Below are 15,965 nucleotides of genomic sequence, written 5' to 3'. Positions count from 1 at the left end.
CCTATCGGCGGCAGAAAACGCGCCAAGCGATGCCGGCGGCGTCGCGCTCCGCGTGCTGGACGGTCAGGGTGTCGGCTCCGAGGGTGAAGGTGTCGTCGGCCTCGGCGCTGGGCAGCACGGCGATGGCCACCGTCAGGATGTCCGATGCCTGGATCACGCTGGTACCGAAGGCGTCGCCCAGCCGGTCCGGCGACGAGCGGAGCACGCGGAGCAGGACCGGCGCCCCGGTCCCGCCCGTGCGATAGGTCGCAGTCGTGCCGATGTTCGGATCCGCGGCCAGCGCGTCCATGGCCGCGGCGAAGGCACTCATGCTGGCCGCCGCAGCCGCCAGGCGAGAACGCCCACCACCGCGGCGACGATGACCGCGATGGCGACGGCTGGCGCCAGCGTGCCCAGCGCCTGGATCGCCGGTGCGGCCTGCGCGACCGCCGTGGCGATGCCCGCGGCACCCACCAGCACTGCACCGCGGCCGGTGCCTGTGACGGCGGCGACCTCCCGCAGCGTCACGGGCGCGGCCGGAGGAACGCCCGCGAGGGTCAGCGCGCGATCGATCACGCCGACCGGATAGGACAGCCCGGCGCATTCATGGTGGATGATGGCCTCCACGAGCGGGCGGAGATGATCGTGCCGATGCAGGTCGATCGCATCATCCGGCCCGACGCCGATCCGCCGCGCTACCACTGCGACATAGGCCGCGGTGTCGTTCTCCACCTTGGGCGCCCACCGCTCGATGATCGCGCGTGGCGTGCGCAGCTTGTGCCGGTCCTGATAGGTGACCAGCAGCGCGGCGAGCGCCCGGATGCCGAGTTCGTGGCTGGTGAAGCGGCAGAAGCGCCCATCCGACGGCGGCTCGGCCAGCCCCTGCCACTTGTTGGCAGGGACGTGCTCGATGTTGCCCGGGTTGCGGTTGCGATAGCCCCGCGTGGCTTTGGGATCGATGCTCACGTGCCGATCGCCGGCACGCGGTTCAGCCACACCCGGACGGTGGTGTCCGCGGCGAGCGCGGCCAGGGTGGCGATGCCGACCTGGAAATTGCCGGTCGCGGTGGTGGTGATGCGCCGGTTGGTGTTGTCCCAGAAGACGCGGGCGCCGGCGGTGATGGCGAGCGCGGGTTCCTTGGTGATGTCGAAGACGCCCTGGGTGGCGGCCTCGATTACGGCGTTCTGCGCGCCGTCGACAGCGGCCACGCCGAACAGTGCGCCGACCAGGACGCCCTGGCCGGAGAGGATGCCGCCCGCATAGGGAACGGCGATGGCCAGGCTGTTGCCCGGCTGGACGTAGTTGCGCATGGGGATGGGAGCTCCAGAAACGCAGAAGGCGCCCGGTGGGGCGCCCTCTGCATGGGTTCACGATGGACGGGATGAGCCGGGATCAGGTGCCCGGGTTGAACCAGGCGCCGCGCCAGTCGATGGCACCCACGCCGAAGTCGAAGATCACCGAGACCTCGACGCCATCCACGCCCTGGACATTGCCTGTGGTGACCTGCGGTCCCTCGGCGCCGTTCAGATAGCCGTAGACGTAGACGGGGGCCGAGAAGGGATCGGAGAAGAGGTACCAGCGGTTGGCCGGGATCAGCGGCTCGACCAGCGGCTGGACGAAGCCGGCATAGACGTTCGCGTTCGAGGTCTGCGTCGCGGCGACGCTAACCGTCAGCTGCCGCGCCGCGAGCTCCTGGTTCGGCCCGACCAGCAGGCGCATCTGCGAGCCCACCGCGATGGGCAGGCCGTCGAGCGTCCGCTGCCGCATCACGGCGGCACGGCCGAGCGCCAGGTTCGGCAGGTCCAGCAGCGTGCCGGCACCCGCCTTGTTGGCGCGTGCCGCAGCCGTGCCGAAGACCGCGGCATTGCCGGTGATGAGCGTCGGGCCATCGCCGTTGGCACTGTTCACCAGCGCATAGGCCGTCGCGTTCTCGAAATCGGCCACGCGCCGGCCGATCATGGAGGCGAAGTCGGTGAAGGCGCCGAGGTCGTCGTTGACCAGCATCTGCCGCGTCACACGGATGCGGCGCGCGAAGGTCTGCAGGAACACCAGCTCCTGGCTTTCCGACATGGTGCCAGCCTGGATCTCGCCGTTCTCGGACAGCGCCACGAGGTTGGGGAAATCCCCCACGCGCAGGTGGCGGTGCGGCTTGAAGTCCCGAAAATCGCGGCGGAGGAACAGCGTGCGATAGGTCGGCTGCGCCGGGGCATAGGCCGCGAGCAGCATCTTGTTGGCCGCGGCCGAGAGCAGCGCGGGGAAGTCGCTGGTGGTGTGGAAGGCGCGCTCGGCGAGGATGGTCGGGTTGCGGGGGATGTTCCGCTCGCCCCGGGCGCGGAGCAGTTCGCCCATCATGTCGGAGGGGCGCCAGCCCATGAATTCGACGTGGCGGCCGGCGCCGGGGCCGGTGCTGGGCGCCTGGTAGCCGGGCATGGAGCGGGCGGCGAGCGCCTCGGCCATGGCGTCGAGCAGGCTGGCCGGGTCGTCCTGGCCGGGGCCGGTCTCCGGGCGCGCCGGCAGGGAGGGGCGCGGCGCGCTCTGGGCGAAGGCGTCCCACAGGCGGCCACGCAGCACCTCGGGCGAGATGCGGTCGCGGATGGCGGCCTCGCGCATGGCGTCGAGCATGTCGGGGGTCACCAGGCCGCGAGCGGCGGCCAGCACCGGCTCATAGGCGGCGATGCGCTCGACGGCGGCGCGGTCCGCCTCGGCGCGGATGGCCTCGAGATCGGGCGGGGTCGGTGCGGCGCGGGTGGGTTCCGGCGGGGCGGTGGTGGTCACGGGGCTCTCCTGGGGCGAGGTGCTGGGCGGCGCGGGCGGCGCCGGCGCGGGATCCGGCGAAGCCGGCGTCGTCTCGGGCATGGGTGGTTCCTCGGGGATGGTCAGGGCGGGTTCGATGGCGGTGGCGGGGGTGCCCTGATCCCCCTCGCCACGGACGACAGCGGCCGCGTCCACCGGGACGGGCACGATCGAGATCTCGTAGGGCTCCCAATCCACGGCGCGGTGGATGGTCTGGCCGGTGGCCGCGTCCGGCCGCGGCTCGTAGCGGTGCACGCGATAGCCGACGCTGACGGATTGCAGCGTGCCGTCCGCGACGCGCTGCCAGACCGGCTCGACGTCGTCCGCGCCGCTGAACTGAAGCGTGGCGTAGCCGCGGCCGGCCTCGAGGCGGGCGGCGGTGACGCGGCCGAGCACATCCCGCGTCCCGGCGCGGCGGTGCGTGTCGAGGACGGGCGCGCGGCCCGAGCGCAGCGCGTCCATGCGCACCGCCTCCGGCCGCATGTCGAGCTCCTCGATGATGAGACCGAGCGGGGGCACGAAGTTCCGCGCGCGGGCGCCAGTGGACCACACCACCTCGACGGTGCGGGCCGCGCGATTGACCGTGACCGGTGCGGCCAGGGCGCGGCACGCGATGATCGACTGCCCAGCGGTGGGAAGTCGATCGGGCAAAGGCGTGGCCTCCGGCGCGGAGAGGTCCCCGCCCGGTTCGATCGGCTCGATCATGAGGCGTTCTCCTGGGCAGCGCCGATCAGGGCGCGGCGAAGCCCTGCGCGTTGACGTAGACCTGCGCCCCGGTGGTGATGCAGGCGACGTTCATGGCCGTGGCCGCAGTGCCTCGCAGAGGCGTGGGAAAGGTGATCTCCACGGGCGCGGCCATCGCGGCCGGCAGCAGCTGCCGCCAGATCACCGTGGCGCCGTCCTTGATCACCACCTCCGTCGCCACCGTCGCGTGCGCGTTGCGGATGTCGATCGAGGTCACGTAGTTGCGGATGCCGGCCGCGGCGGCCGCCCGGAGCACCACGTCGGTGGTGTTGATGATCCCGCCCGTGGCAGCGGCGTATTGCCAGTCGGCCTCCGGGATGGCGTAGGGCTTGGTGACCAGCGCGCCGATCAGTGTCGCCAGCAGATCGACGCCGCGCGCCGTGGTCACCGCGACCGGGTTGGCCGAGTAGCCGGTGGCGGCCAGGACCGGCAAGGCGCCGCTCGTGTTGCGCGCCTGGCCGCCCACCGGCGTGACGCTCGGCGGGATGGTGCTGAGGACGTTCACGCCCAGCCCCTGGCCCGCAACCGACTGGCCGCGGCCGGCCGTGATTTCCGTCGTCAGCTCGGCATAGTCCGCGATGGTGACGAACTGGACCTTGATGTCGGTGTTCGAGACCGGCGCGAGGTTGCGCGAGACCGAGGCCCAGCCGGTGTTCAGATAGGCGCCGGTGAAGGTCGAGCCCACCAGGTCAAAGCTGTTCGCGTCGATGACCGTGATTGTGAACGTGCCGTTGGCGCCCGGCACGCCCGATACATCGGCGACGGTCACCACATCGTTCGTCGCAAAGCCATGCGCCGCGCGGGTGATGCGCACCGCGCCTCCGCCATTGTTCGCCACCGCGGAGATGCCGTGGAAGACCTGCCGGTTCCGCACGCGGATGCGAAAGCGATACAGCGCATTCGGCTCTGGGATCTGCTGGTGGCGGACATAGGAGTTCGAGCGCGCCGCGGTGGTGTCGAGCAGCCGCCCGTGGAAGTAGCATTCGTCGTTGGTCGGCTCGAGCTCCAGCACCGACCAGCCCGCGGGCGCAGTGGTGGGAATGGTGCTGCCGGAAGTGCTGCCGAGGCGCGGCGCGCCCTCGCTCCCCACCTCGTAGTTGGCGAGCGTCGGGCTGGCGCCATCCAGCCGCCAGGCCGCGGCGCTGCGCCCATCCGGCTGGGCGGTGGTGGGATCGATGCTGACCAGCTCGAGCCAGACGGATTGGCCGACGATGCGCTGGCTCATATTCACCGCCACCATGACCCTCAGCGGGATGGTGAAGGTGGTGCGGCTGGTGAGCGTCAGCTCGTCGTCCAGCGTGGTGCCGGTGGAGATGGTGACCGCGCCATCCGCCACGGTGTGGGTGATGCCGCCGCCGGTGGCCGCGATTTCCCATCGCGCCGGGTTGATCTCGGTGCCGTTGAAGCTGTCGCGGAACTTCTTCTGCATGCTCTTGATCTTGAGCATGTCGTCGGTCCAGTCGTAGGCGCCTGCGGTCATGGCTGTGCTCCTGGGGCAGACGCTGGCTCGGCACGGGGCGCTGCGGCACCGGTGGCGGCGATCTCGATGGCGGCGAGCTGGGCGGCGTCCTGGGCGGCGCCCGACTTCGCGACGCGGCGGGGATCGCTGTCGAGCGACAGGCCGGCCTCGTCGAGCAGGGCGTTGGCCTCGCGGATCATCTCGACCACTTGGCGGAAGTCGTAGCCGAAGGCGCCGACCGCCTCGGGCTGCGGCACGAAGCCTGCCCGAACCTGGGCGATCAGCGCCGTCGTGTCCTTCAGCGGGTCGATCATCTCGTGCGCCGGCGGTACATGCGAGAGGCCGTCCGGCACCTCAGCGCCCCACAGCCCGAGCAGCGCGCCCTGCTGGTGGAAGCGATCGGCGATGGGCCGCACCAGCATCGGGATCAGCATACCGTACTGCACCTGCTCGCAGAGCCGGCGGAACTCGATCTTGCCGGCGCGGAGGCTGGAGTAGTTCGCCTGGGTGAGGTCCCCGGCGACCTGGTCGTAGGTCAGGCCCGTGCCGACGGCGGACGCTTCCAATGCGCGGCGCGCGAAAGCGGCGTGACTGCCGCCCCCGGAGGGGTTCACCACCTCCACGGATCCCATGCCGCGGCGATAGAGGATCATGCCCGGCTCGAAGCTCTCCACTGTGCGCCCCTGTGCATCGCGGAGCAGGCCCGATGCGGGGCCGGTCATGGCGTCATCGCCATCCTCGGAGACCACCGCGGCCAGGCAGGCCTCGATCTTGGCCTTCATCAGCAGCGCGGCCTCGTAATCGCCGAGATCGCGCAGCCGCGTCAGCACCGGCGCCAGCCAGGAGACGTCGCGCAGCTGGCCGGGCCGGCGCTTGCGATAGATGTGCAGCACGTCGCGGGCGGGGACGCGCTGGCTGCTCAACCAGGTGGCTCCCCCTGGCAGAACCCAGGACGCGCCGGGATGCACGCGATGCAGCCAATAGCCGACCGGCTCACCGGCCTCGCCCAGGCCGATGCCCTGTAGGGTGGGGACGCCCTCGATCACGCCCTGCCGCGCTGTGTCGAGGTGATCGCTTTCCAGCACCTGCAGGCGCAGGCCGATCGGATTGGCGGGCGTGATGTCGGCCGGCAGCATGCGGACGAAGCACTCGCCGCTCTCGACCACGGCGCGCATCACCAGGGCCTGGAGGCCATAGAGGTCGAGCCGGCCCTCGGCGTCACACGCCGTGCTGTCGGACCAGCGGCGCCAGGCCTCGGCGTGGGCCTGGTCGGGCCAGCGGGTGGTGATGCCGGCGCCGACGGCATTGCCAGTCCAGAGATCGACGATGCGGGCGGCGTAGGGGTCGTTGCGCACGGCGTCGCGGGCCCGGCGCGCCACGGTGGGTGCGGCGGCACCAACCTCGGCCGTGGCGCTGCTGCCGGAGGCCGCCCAGCTCGAGGCACGGCTGTCCTGCGCCGCGGCATAGCCACGAAGGGCGTGCCAGGCATCTCGCAGACGCCCCATCACTTGCTGCCCTCGCGGGAGAAGCTGGCGAAGGTGACGCTGGGGCGGCGTGCGGCGGCGTTCTCGGCGGCGTGAAGGACGGACAGGGCGCGACCGAGCTCGTCCAGAGAGCGGTACTCCACCGTGCGCCCGTCGAAGGTCACGCGCGTGGTGCCGCCGGTGAAGGCGGCGGCCAGGACTGCGGCGCGCGTGCCGGCAGGTTGGGCGAGCGCCCAGGCGAGGACGGTGGGGTCCATGATCGTCCTCCTCTCAGCGAAGCCAGCCGCTGCGCGGCGCGAGCCAGCCCCGGGGGCGCTGGGTGTCGGATGGCGGCACCGCCACGGCTTGCGACGCCGGCGATGGAGGAGCGACATTCCCGGCGGCGGGAATTTCGCTCGGCCGCAGCGGCGCATCTGCCGCCTCATCCCGCAGCCGCGTCCAGAACTGCTCGCCGTAGCGATCCGCACCGAGCAGCCAGAGCGCCGCGCGCGCCAGCACCGCGCAGTCCAGTGCCTCATTACGTTCTCGCAGCTTGGCCCATTCTTGCCGCGCAAAGCCGCGGCGGTCCTTCGTGGTGCGCAGCTGCTCGGCGACCAACTGCTTGACCCACTCCACCTCGACTGCGCGCGGCAGGTGCACCCAGCCGGGCGGAAGCTCCTCCGCATCGCCGCGGCCGAGCCAGAGCCGGCGATAGAGATCGGCCTTCCAGGTCGAGACGGAGACGGTCCAGAGCTTCAGCCCGCGCCGGAGCTTCTGGCCGTTGACCAGCGCATCCACCGGCGTCGGGCCGTGGACGGGCTGCGCCCGGTTCCACCCGTCGATGCCCTTCGTGGGCGCGATGCGCGGATCCCGCAGGCGGCGGAGGTGGCCATAGACGGCGGCAGTGTCCCGGCCGCCGGTATCGACGCAGAGCCGGGCGATGCGCATCGCGCCGCCACCGTGGCGCGGCCAGTCGCGCGTCAGCACCCGAGCGAGTTCATCCCAGGGCTCCCGGTCCCGCGGGCTGCCGGAGATCACGATGTGGTCGACAAGCCAGGAGGAGAAGCCCTCCGCCCAGCCCCACACGTCGCATTCGAGGCGATCGTCCTGGACGTCCACGCCAGCCGTCAGCACCAGCGCGCCCGTGGGCACCACGCCCATGGTGAAATCCTCGCGGCGCTCCACCAGGCGCTCCCAATCCGGGGCCTCGCCCTGCTCCTGCCAAGTCTCACCCAGGACCGTGTTCTTGAAGGTCTTGATGTCCTCGGGCTTACCCTGGGCCGCCTCCCAATCGCGGGCGATCTGCTCCCAGGACAGCCAGCCCACCGGCGAGTAAAGCGCCGAGATGTGAAAGCCGATCGTGTGGGGATCCTGGCCTTCTGCCGTCGCGCGCCATTCCCCGCCGCCAAGCATGGCGGTCTTATCGTGCTCCTGCATCGGGTGGTCGCAGGCGGTGCAATGATACCGCGCCGTCTCTGGCGCACCCTTCTCCCAGAGCAGTCGCTCGAAGCGCAGCCACTGCATCTCGCCGCAGGCGGTGCACGGCAAGAAGAACCGCCGCTGGTCGCTGGCCAGGTATTCCCGCTCGATGCGGCTGCGGCCCGCAATGGTGGGCGTGCTGACGAGGAAGGCCTTGCGCCGCCAGCCGAAGGTCCGGGCACGTGCCTCTGCCAGGGCGATGGGATCACCCTCGCCGGCGACGTCACCGGGATAGGCGTCGACCTCGTCGAGAAACAGGAACCGCGCCGTCATCGAGCGCAGCCCGACCGCGCTGTTCGCGCCCGTCAGCACCAGGATGCCGCCGGGGAATTCCTTCGAAAGCATGGTGTTGCCGCTGTCCCGCGCCCGGGCGGGTGCCACGCGCTCCCGCAGCGCCGGCGTTTCCTCCAGAAGCGGGTCGATGCGCTGGCGCGAGAAGCGCTTGGCCAGTTCCACGGTCGGCTGCACCGCCAGCGCGGGCGCCGGCACGTGGTGCATAATGTAGCCGAGCCAGTTGTTCCCGCTTTCCGTGGCGCCGACCTGCGCGCCCTTCACGAAGACGACGCGCCGGGCGGGATGCACCGCCGAGAGCGCGTCCATCACATCCTTCAGATACGGCGTACGGCTGGTGCGCCAGGGACCGGGTTCGGCCGAGGCGCGGCTGCCGAGCATGCGGTGGCGCTCGGCCCATTCCGACACAGTGAGCTGTGGCGGCGGGCGCAGCATGGCGCCCACGCGCCGGCGCACATGCTCACGGCTGCGGAGACCGGTCCCCTCCGAGGCCTGCTGGATCGAAGCGATCGGCCGCCTCCGTCAGCAGGTCGTTGATGTGGCTCTGCAGGATGGTCTGCAGCAGATGCGGGTCGACGCTGATCTCGGCGGCGATCAGGCCCGAGACGCGGGCCGGCCAGTTCAGCAGCGCGTCGCGCATAGTGCTGCCGATCTCGTCGAGCGCGGCGTTGGCCTCAGTGACATCGACCAGGCGGCGCTTGGTCTCGTCCAGCGAGAGGCGCTGCGCCTCCACCTTCAGTGCGAGCTGCGCGACCTTCAGCCGCGCGAAGGGCGTGCCGTCCGCGCCCGCGCCACTGGCCAGGGGCGAGCGGGCGGGATCAGCGGTCTCCACCAGGCGACGTCGGGTCTTGTCGATGTCCCACTGGCCATCCGGCTCGCGGGCGATGCGGCCCGCCCGCTCGGCCTTGTGGATGGCGGTGTCGCTGACGCCGAGGCGACGGGCGGCCTCGCGCGTGGAGGCGGTCATTTCCGGCATGGCGGCGACTCTGCCTCCCATCGCGGAGCCGCGATGGGGGCCCGCAAGCCGCCGCGCGTGATGGCGATGCCGGCCTTCTCAGAGGGGACGAAGGGCGCGCTGGCGGGCGGCTTCAAAGGCGGTGATGGCGGCGGACCAGTCCAGCGTGGCGCCGTCGCCGAGCATCTGCACCGGCGCGAGGGCCACGCGGCGGCGCGACCAGTAGTTCCCGTCGAGTGTGGCGAGCCAGCCTGCCAGCCCCTGTGCGGCAAGCGCCGCGGCGGCGGCCTCGACCTCGGCTTTGCGGGGCGGCGCGGCGCGGCCCATCGTCACGTGCCGGCCATCCTGCGCCAGGATGATCCAGCGTCGCTCCGTGCACTTTGGCTTCACGCTCATCTGCGTCTCCGTCTAGCGGGGCGGGATGCCCTGCGCGTGACGGACGATTCGCGCTGTGTCGGAGCGCAGCCAACTCGATAAAGCGCCGGGAATCTGGATGATCCCTGGCGCTCTCGATGATGTTCAGTGGCGTGGCTGAGATGCTTCACTCCGCGAGGGCGTAGATGGTGAAGGAGCCCTTCGCGCCGGTCTTGTTCGGGCCGACCATCCGCTCCCGCGACTTCACCTCGACCGCGTGGCCCTTCTTCTTCAGCCCGGCGAAGAAGCCGCGCACCGTGTGCTGCGCCCAGCCAGTCGCTTCGGCGATCTGCGCCACCGTGGCGCCCTCCGGCCGGCGGAGCATGGCCAGGACCTGCTCCTGCTTCGTGCCCTCCCGCGGCTTGCGTGGCGCTCCGGCCTCGCGCGGGGCGCGGGCCGGCTTGCCGGCGAGCAGGGTGCGCAGCGCCTCCATCGGGGCGTCGAGCGCGGCGATCATGTCCGTGGCGCGGTTGGCCTCGTCGTCCCAGGCAGCGAGGACCGCCGCGGCGGCGTCGCGCAGGCTGGTCCGCGGCGCGGCGGCGCGTGCCGCGAGGGCCTGGTCGAGCAGGGCGATTTCCTCCGCCAGGGGCGCGGCCTGGGCGGCTTCGGCGACCGTGGCGTCCTGTGCGGCGGGCTCCGCGTCCGGCGCCACCGTGGGCGCCGTGTCTGGCACGCTGCCCTCGATGCCGGAGCAGTCGGGCTCGCCGGCAACCGCGTCGCCCTCGTTCGGATCGATGCCAATGGCGCGCAGCCCCTCGTCGGTGATGCGCGCCACGATCCAGGTCCCGTCCTCGTCCTGGCGCCAACCGAGCCCCACATGCTCCCGCGGCGCGTTGATCTCGGTCAGAAGGTTGTTCTTGATCAGGCTGCGGAAGACCGCGTTGCGGGCCGCGGCCGGCAGGGTCTTCGGCGCGCGGGCGAGGCCCATCTCGTGCTGCGCGGCGGCGCTCAGGATCACGCGCTGGCTGTCGGAAAGCTTGGTCATCGTGGTGGTCTCCGGTTCCGGGTGCCGGTCATCGGCCCCTACTGCCGGGAGCCCCGCCGGCGCTGCCGGTCGGGGCGGTGCGGGAGTGGCCCGCGTCAGGCTGCGTATTCGCCGCGGCGGAAATGCTGGTCCGGGATGTCCTTCAGCTTCGCCGTCGCATCCGAAAGCCAGGCCGCTTCGCCCCAAAGCACCGTCTCGGGGTTGGCGCCAAAATGGTCCGCGCTGGCCTGGGTGAGTTCGGCGAGGAGGGCGTCGAATTCGGCCTTTTTCGCGAGGAAGGCGGCCAGGCTGCGTTCCTGGTTGCGGGTGGCGCGGGCTTCGCGGTCGGTCATGGTCGTCTCCGTCGTGGTGCAGGGCACCCCCTGCGTGTGACGGACCATTCGCGCTGTGGCGCGCACGAGCCAAGCAAGATGCAGCGTCGTGAGATTGCTATGATTCGGCGGTCTGGATCACATCATGATCGACAATGCCGCGGGCCGCGGCGACATCGGCGAAGATGCGATCATCACCCTCCAGCACGGCGGCTTCGCCGTTCGCTTCCTGCCAGCGCCGCACGATCACATCGGCATAGGCGGGGTCGATCTCCAGCAATACGGCACGCCGCCCCGTTCGCTCCGCCGCGATCATCGTCGTGCCCGACCCGCCGAAGCAGTCCAGCACCGTGTCGCGCGGCTTGCTGCTGTTGCGGATGGCGCGCTCCACCAGCGCCACCGGCTTCATCGTCGGATGCAGATCGTTGCGGGCCGGCTTGTCGAAGTGCCAGACATTTCCTTGGTCGCGCGCGCCGCACCAGTAGTGCTGCGCTCCGGCCTTCCAGCCATAGAGCATGGCTTCGAACTGCTGGTGGTAGTCGGCACGGCCAAGCGCGAAGGTGTTCTTCGCCCAGATGATGGTGCTGGACCATTTGCCGCCCGCCTCCTGCCAGATGCGATGCAGCGTTGGCCATTCGGACGAGGACATGCAGACGTAGCAGGCGCCCTTGGTCACCGAGAGCAGGTTGGCCAGCGCCGGTCGCAGGAACTCCGGAAAGCCGCCGCCGAGCGCGTCATTGGCGATGGTCATCTTGGCCGCCGTGCCGCCCTCGTAGGCCACATTATAGGGCGGATCGACGAAGCCCATGTCGGCCAGATGGCCGGCACCCAGGGCACGCTGCACGTCGGCCAGCTTCGTCGCGTCGCCGCACAGCAGGCGGTGCTCGCCGCAGATCCACAGATCACCTGTCCGGCTGACCGGCACCACGGGCGGCGGCGGCGCATCGTCACCATCATCGCCGAGACCAGCGTCGGCCGCAGCCAACAGCCTGTCGAGCTCCATGCCGGAAAAGCCGAGCACGTCCAGGTCGACCACCGCCTCGTCGCGGATGCGGGCGATCTCGGCGGCGAGCAGCGCCTCGTCCCAGCCCGAGTTCAGCGCGATCTGGTTGTCCGCGAGCCGGAGCGCGCGGGCCTGAGCAGGAGAGAGATGGCCGAGCCGCAGCACAGGCACCGAGGCCAGCCCGAGCTGCTTCGCCGCCATGACGCGGCCGTGGCCGGCGATCAGAACGCCCTCGGCATCGACCAGCACCGGGTTCACGAAGCCGAACTCGGCGATGGATGCCGCGATCTGCGCCACCTGGGACGCAGAGTGCGTCCGGGCGTTTTCGGCATAGGGCACCAGCGCCGCGACCGGCAGTGTGGAGACGACGAGGTCAGGCTGCATCGGCAGTGACCTCCATCCGCGCTGCGGCAACGGCGTCGTAATCGCGACCATCGTCCGCCAGCGTCACCGGCATGTCCGGATGCAGCATCCGCCACCGCGCCACGGCTAGGTCGACATAGGCAGGCGCCAGCTCGATCGCGCGCACGCGGCGACCGGTGCGCTGGCCGGCGATGATGGTGGTGCCAGCGCCAGCGAAGGGCTCGAACACCACGTCGCCCTCATCGGCATAGGCCCGCATCAGGAAGTCCGGCAGCGCGACAGGGAACACCGCAGGATGCTCCGTCTCGATCCCGCGGGCCTTGTGCCGCGTGATGCGCAGCACGTTGTCCGGGATCCGGGTTTCCTGGACTCCTTGGCCGGCGTGCTGCCATTCGCCGACGGTGCCGTCCTTGGCGCGGAGGCCACCCTTCTCGGAATTGACGTGCCCCGCCCAGCGGCAAGGGATGATCTTGTTCGGGCGCCGGGCCTCGCGATTGAAGTGGAAGAGCAACTCGAAGGCGGGCGACAGCCGCCCGTTCCAGTCGCCCGGCAGGCCAGGCCCCTGGTCCCAGGTGTAGAGCCCGAAGCGCCGCCAGCCGCGGGCGCGCATCCAGTCGAGCCAGCCGGCCCAATACGGCTGCCATTCATTGTCGCGATGTATCAGCCCGAGGTTCACCAGCACCTGTCCATCCGGTCGCATGGCCACGTCGAGATGCTGAAACACGCCCTGCATGAGAGCGTCCCAATCCGTGACGCCGCCGGTGGTGTACTCGCGCTGGTTCCCGTAGGGCGGGCTGGTGAACAGGAGCGCGGCGCGGTCCTCGCCCATTACGCGCGCCACGCTGGTGGCGTCTGTGCTGTCGCCACAGAGCAGGCGATGCCCGCCCAGCAGCCAGAGATCGCCCGGGCGGGTGACGGCCTGGCGCGGCGGCTCCGGATCGGCGTCGGCGGGATCCTCCGCCGTCTCCTCCGTATTCGCCGCGCCAGCCGCACCGCCCCCCTCGGCAGGATCTGCAGACAGAGCCTCGGGCGCGTCGCCGTCGGACACGGCATCTCCAGCCGCCGCGAGGATGTCTGCGAGCTCATCCGCCGAGAAGCCGAGCGCGCCGAGGTCGATGTCCTGCGCCGCCTGCACCGCGGCCAGCGCATCATGCAGCAGCGCCTGGTCCCAGGTCGCATTCTCTGCGATGCGATTGTCGGCGAGCCGCAGCGCCTCCTTCTGCGCCGCCGATAGGTGCCGCAGCACGATCACCGGCACCTTGGCCATGCCGAGCGCGGACGCCACCTCGAGCCGGCCGTGGCCGGCGATCAGCACGCCGTCCTCATCGGCCAGCAGCGGGTTGGTGAAGCCGAAGGCCAGCATGCTGGCCTTGATCTGCTCCAGCTGCTCGGCGCTGTGGACGCGGGCATTGCCAGCATGCGGGCGCAGCTCCGCCACTGGACGCAGCACAATCTTCGCCGCCATCCAGGGGAGCGTCATGATGCCATCCGGTTTGCAGGTGGTTTGCAGGGCCGCGGCCCTGCGCCGGTTTGCAGCTAACGATTTGAAGCCGCGGGCGAAGGCTGCAAACCGCAACCCATATCTTCGGCCTGGCGCTAGCGACGTTGCGCGCTTCCGCCCCCCGCATACAGCGGGGCCAGGAAGGAACCATCGGCTCGCGAGCCACAGTGGCTGATCAGCGGACGAGTGGCTCGGGAGCCACTGGCCGCAGCCGCAATTCAACGACTGTCGAGAGATTACCCGATGTGAGTTTCAGGCATCAACGCGACATTCTTTCGCTGGCTTACCTTCTTCTTCGCTTTCAGATCAGAGGGCGTCAGCTCGCCGATCCAAGGCGGAGCAGAGCATGCTCCAGGCGATGGCACGTTGGGCACAGCAGCTTGAAGTCCGCGAGCGTCGTTACGCGGCGTCCTTCCTCCAAGGGATGAAGGTGATGCACATCCAGCAGGCTTCGCGGTTTGATGCCGGTGCCATTGGCCCGGATGACGGGATCAAACGAACAATCGTCGCAGCGCAGCGTCTTGGCTTTCTGCCGATCCTGAATGAACTTTTGAGCCAACCACGCCGCTCGGCGGCGGACCTTAACCCATTGCTCTTTGGTCATCCCTTCGATTGCGTTGTCGCCGAGCTCACTGTCGATGTGCCGACTGATTCGTGTCTCGATTTCGCTCCGCTCGGCCGCTGCAATATCTGCCTGGATCCCGATCCACGCATTTGCGGTCGGGCGAAGCAGGATTGGTACCGAAGAAATGGCACGTCGTTCTTCGTCATTGAGTGGGCGCAGCGTGGCTGACGGATGCGCGAAAACGCGCTGCATCGCGTCGGGCCCCAGCACGTCACGAGCAAGCGGCTTCGTCGGAATTTCGTAGCTCTCGACGATCGGGAACGCGACTGACCACCGTCGACGCCTACCATCCTCATCCCACATGTCCTGCATGCGCTCGTAGTCAGCATCCCCAAGGATACTCTTGAGGGAAAGTGAGGATGATCTGAGCCGGTGGACAGCGACAAGTCGCCCCGCAACAGCGGCGTGTTCAGCGCGCTCGGCCAGATAGCGCGGGTCTGCGAGATATGCCGGCTTAGGTGTACCGAAATTCAACGTGATGTATTCAATGACGTACCCATTGCCTGCCTGGGACGAAATTGTCGCTTGGCATCGTCCAGGCGCATCTGGGCCGTCTCCGGCTGGCGTGAAACCAATCCAGTGAGACGCGACCAACCAGTCCGCCTTCGCTGCGGTGACTGGGGCAGGCAGATCGGCGATCGAGTTCGCGGGCATCTCGTCCAATGGCGGTTTGCTACGGAAACGTAGCGGCGTGAGAGGCCGCGGGGAAGTTCGGCTCCATCACGCGGCGCGTCCCCGCGACACCAAGCCGTAGTGCGCCGCCAGCACGCTGAGGGCCGCGACCAGCATCCCCTGCGCCTGCGTCGCCGGCACCGTCCGGCCACCCCAGCCCTGCCGCATCGCCCATTCCCTGACTGAGCATTCCAAGCCGACAACGTGCCAGACGCAGCTCCCGGCGGCGCTGTCCGAGCCGCCGAGCACATCCATGGCGGATGCCACCCTGTCTCTAGCTGCGATCTGCTTTTCCGTGATGCAGTCGCCTCCGCCGCCTACGATCCGGATCAGCGGCACGGCACGCAGGCCGTCCAGCATCGCTGACCGGAACTGCCGCCGGAAGATCCCGCCCGCCTCGAACATCTCGGCGGTGATGGTGCCGTTGGCCTGCATGGCGCCCAGCGTGTCCACGGCGCGGCGATGCTGCACGGGGCTGCCCGTCTCGGGATCCGCGTCTCGGATCGGCTCGCCGAAGCCGCCATGCTGAAGCCGCCACTTCGAGGGGCCCATCGATTCCTTCTGCTTCGTGGTCTTCGCCTTCCGCTTACCGGCCATGAGTCTTCTCCTGCTGCCGTGGGCCCCAGCGGCGCACGGCTTCGTTCTGGACTGCCTGGCGCAGCCAGGGATCGGTGATGTCCTCGACGTGCAGCGAGACGACGCCGTGCTGCAGCCAGACGCGGCGGCGCAGCATCTCCATCTCGGGCACGGTGGTTGCGCTGCGGCTTCCGCGGTCGAGGGACGAGCGGGGCGGCAACGGCGCGCCAGGCGTGCTCATGCCGGCCTCCCCCGACCGTGCCCTTGAAGAGTGGTGAAGAGTCGAGGGGGTGAGAGGGGTCTAACTATCTGATCAATATAACTATTCAATTCTTCAAACTCTTCAAAGGGT

The 15,965-nt window shown here is 69.9% G+C and carries 17 protein-coding genes; all 17 read right to left on the bottom strand.

Annotation, left to right across the window (positions count from 1 at the left end):
* Window position 1: 1 nt before the first annotated feature.
* The 17 genes from GGQ83_RS02135 to GGQ83_RS02055 all read right to left on the bottom strand — a co-directional run bounded on the left by GGQ83_RS02135 (window position 2) and on the right by GGQ83_RS02055 (window position 15,854).
* Entirely contained in the window at window positions 2-289 is a 288-nt protein-coding gene (locus tag GGQ83_RS02135) for a head-tail joining protein (RefSeq protein ID WP_242534833.1), read from the bottom strand.
* Window positions 290-306: 17 nt separating this feature from the next.
* The gene (locus GGQ83_RS02130) at window positions 307-945 is read right to left on the bottom strand and encodes a structural protein (RefSeq protein ID WP_184381947.1); all 639 of its coding nucleotides are present in this window, start codon (window positions 943-945) and stop codon (window positions 307-309) included.
* Entirely contained in the window at window positions 942-1,289 is a 348-nt protein-coding gene (locus tag GGQ83_RS02125) for a DUF2190 family protein (RefSeq protein WP_184381946.1), read from the bottom strand. Before GGQ83_RS02125 ends, GGQ83_RS02130 begins: the two co-directional genes overlap by 4 nt.
* 82 nt (window positions 1,290-1,371) lie before the next feature.
* Entirely contained in the window at window positions 1,372-3,477 is a 2,106-nt protein-coding gene (locus GGQ83_RS02120; RefSeq protein WP_184381945.1) for a prohead protease/major capsid protein fusion protein, read from the bottom strand.
* Between the two features lie 25 nt (window positions 3,478-3,502).
* Window positions 3,503-4,996 (bottom strand): ubiquitin-activating E1 FCCH domain-containing protein, encoded by a 1,494-nt coding sequence (locus GGQ83_RS02115; protein ID WP_184381944.1) that lies wholly within the window; start codon window positions 4,994-4,996, stop codon window positions 3,503-3,505.
* A complete protein-coding gene (locus GGQ83_RS02110) occupies window positions 4,993-6,480 on the bottom strand; it encodes a phage portal protein (protein ID WP_184381943.1) in 1,488 nt (495 codons plus the stop codon). The genes GGQ83_RS02115 and GGQ83_RS02110 overlap by 4 nt, the downstream gene beginning before the upstream one ends.
* A complete protein-coding gene (locus tag GGQ83_RS02105) occupies window positions 6,480-6,716 on the bottom strand; it encodes a phage head-tail joining protein (RefSeq protein WP_132287570.1) in 237 nt (78 codons plus the stop codon). The genes GGQ83_RS02110 and GGQ83_RS02105 overlap by 1 nt, the downstream gene beginning before the upstream one ends.
* Window positions 6,717-6,729: 13 nt before the next feature.
* Complete coding sequence (locus GGQ83_RS02100) at window positions 6,730-8,643, bottom strand: phage terminase large subunit family protein (protein WP_184381942.1); 1,914 nt, start codon at window positions 8,641-8,643, stop codon at window positions 6,730-6,732.
* 25 nt (window positions 8,644-8,668) lie between these two features.
* Window positions 8,669-9,184, bottom strand: a complete 516-nt coding sequence (locus tag GGQ83_RS02095; protein WP_184381941.1) for a MerR family transcriptional regulator — start codon at window positions 9,182-9,184, stop codon at window positions 8,669-8,671.
* A 78-nt stretch (window positions 9,185-9,262) separates the two neighbouring features.
* Window positions 9,263-9,559, bottom strand: a complete 297-nt coding sequence (locus GGQ83_RS02090) for a hypothetical protein (RefSeq protein ID WP_184381940.1) — start codon at window positions 9,557-9,559, stop codon at window positions 9,263-9,265.
* A gap of 145 nt (window positions 9,560-9,704) precedes the next feature.
* The gene (locus GGQ83_RS19995) at window positions 9,705-10,562 is read right to left on the bottom strand and encodes a DUF3489 domain-containing protein (RefSeq protein ID WP_242534831.1); all 858 of its coding nucleotides are present in this window, start codon (window positions 10,560-10,562) and stop codon (window positions 9,705-9,707) included.
* A 95-nt stretch (window positions 10,563-10,657) separates the two neighbouring features.
* A complete protein-coding gene (locus GGQ83_RS02080) occupies window positions 10,658-10,894 on the bottom strand; it encodes a hypothetical protein (protein ID WP_184381939.1) in 237 nt (78 codons plus the stop codon).
* 97 nt (window positions 10,895-10,991) lie between these two features.
* Window positions 10,992-12,260, bottom strand: a complete 1,269-nt coding sequence (locus tag GGQ83_RS02075; RefSeq protein ID WP_184381938.1) for a site-specific DNA-methyltransferase — start codon at window positions 12,258-12,260, stop codon at window positions 10,992-10,994.
* Window positions 12,250-13,719, bottom strand: a complete 1,470-nt coding sequence (locus GGQ83_RS02070) for a site-specific DNA-methyltransferase (protein WP_184381937.1) — start codon at window positions 13,717-13,719, stop codon at window positions 12,250-12,252. The genes GGQ83_RS02075 and GGQ83_RS02070 overlap by 11 nt, the downstream gene beginning before the upstream one ends.
* Before the next feature lie 337 nt (window positions 13,720-14,056).
* Complete coding sequence (locus GGQ83_RS02065) at window positions 14,057-15,019, bottom strand: HNH endonuclease (protein ID WP_207017861.1); 963 nt, start codon at window positions 15,017-15,019, stop codon at window positions 14,057-14,059.
* 66 nt (window positions 15,020-15,085) lie between these two features.
* Complete coding sequence (locus GGQ83_RS02060) at window positions 15,086-15,634, bottom strand: DUF6456 domain-containing protein (RefSeq protein ID WP_184381935.1); 549 nt, start codon at window positions 15,632-15,634, stop codon at window positions 15,086-15,088.
* Entirely contained in the window at window positions 15,624-15,854 is a 231-nt protein-coding gene (locus tag GGQ83_RS02055; RefSeq protein ID WP_184381934.1) for a hypothetical protein, read from the bottom strand. The genes GGQ83_RS02060 and GGQ83_RS02055 overlap by 11 nt, the downstream gene beginning before the upstream one ends.
* Window positions 15,855-15,965: the final 111 nt, after the last annotated feature.

The sequence above is a fragment of the Roseococcus suduntuyensis genome, assembly GCF_014196305.1.
Taxonomy (GTDB): Bacteria; Pseudomonadota; Alphaproteobacteria; order Acetobacterales; family Acetobacteraceae; genus Roseococcus; species Roseococcus suduntuyensis.
This window is presented reverse-complemented; position numbering and strand designations above follow the sequence as displayed.

What these genes read in the sequence shown, in the direction of transcription:
- GGQ83_RS02135 (WP_242534833.1), bottom strand. Translation starts at nt 289, where the DNA reads ATGGACGCGCTGGCCGCGGATCCGAACATCGGCACGACTGCGACCTAT.
- GGQ83_RS02125 (WP_184381946.1), bottom strand. Translation starts at nt 1,289, where the DNA reads ATGCGCAACTACGTCCAGCCGGGCAACAGCCTGGCCATCGCCGTTCCC.
- GGQ83_RS02120 (WP_184381945.1), bottom strand. Translation starts at nt 3,477, where the DNA reads ATGATCGAGCCGATCGAACCGGGCGGGGACCTCTCCGCGCCGGAGGCC.
- GGQ83_RS02115 (WP_184381944.1), bottom strand. Translation starts at nt 4,996, where the DNA reads ATGACCGCAGGCGCCTACGACTGGACCGACGACATGCTCAAGATCAAG.
- GGQ83_RS02110 (WP_184381943.1), bottom strand. Translation starts at nt 6,480, where the DNA reads ATGGGGCGTCTGCGAGATGCCTGGCACGCCCTTCGTGGCTATGCCGCG.
- GGQ83_RS02105 (WP_132287570.1), bottom strand. Translation starts at nt 6,716, where the DNA reads ATGGACCCCACCGTCCTCGCCTGGGCGCTCGCCCAACCTGCCGGCACG.
- GGQ83_RS02100 (WP_184381942.1), bottom strand. Translation starts at nt 8,643, where the DNA reads ATGCTGCGCCCGCCGCCACAGCTCACTGTGTCGGAATGGGCCGAGCGC.
- GGQ83_RS02095 (WP_184381941.1), bottom strand. Translation starts at nt 9,184, where the DNA reads ATGCCGGAAATGACCGCCTCCACGCGCGAGGCCGCCCGTCGCCTCGGC.
- GGQ83_RS02090 (WP_184381940.1), bottom strand. Translation starts at nt 9,559, where the DNA reads ATGAGCGTGAAGCCAAAGTGCACGGAGCGACGCTGGATCATCCTGGCG.
- GGQ83_RS19995 (WP_242534831.1), bottom strand. Translation starts at nt 10,562, where the DNA reads ATGACCAAGCTTTCCGACAGCCAGCGCGTGATCCTGAGCGCCGCCGCG.
- GGQ83_RS02080 (WP_184381939.1), bottom strand. Translation starts at nt 10,894, where the DNA reads ATGACCGACCGCGAAGCCCGCGCCACCCGCAACCAGGAACGCAGCCTG.
- GGQ83_RS02075 (WP_184381938.1), bottom strand. Translation starts at nt 12,260, where the DNA reads ATGCAGCCTGACCTCGTCGTCTCCACACTGCCGGTCGCGGCGCTGGTG.
- GGQ83_RS02070 (WP_184381937.1), bottom strand. Translation starts at nt 13,719, where the DNA reads ATGACGCTCCCCTGGATGGCGGCGAAGATTGTGCTGCGTCCAGTGGCG.
- GGQ83_RS02065 (WP_207017861.1), bottom strand. Translation starts at nt 15,019, where the DNA reads ATGCCCGCGAACTCGATCGCCGATCTGCCTGCCCCAGTCACCGCAGCG.
- GGQ83_RS02060 (WP_184381935.1), bottom strand. Translation starts at nt 15,634, where the DNA reads ATGGCCGGTAAGCGGAAGGCGAAGACCACGAAGCAGAAGGAATCGATG.
- GGQ83_RS02055 (WP_184381934.1), bottom strand. Translation starts at nt 15,854, where the DNA reads ATGAGCACGCCTGGCGCGCCGTTGCCGCCCCGCTCGTCCCTCGACCGC.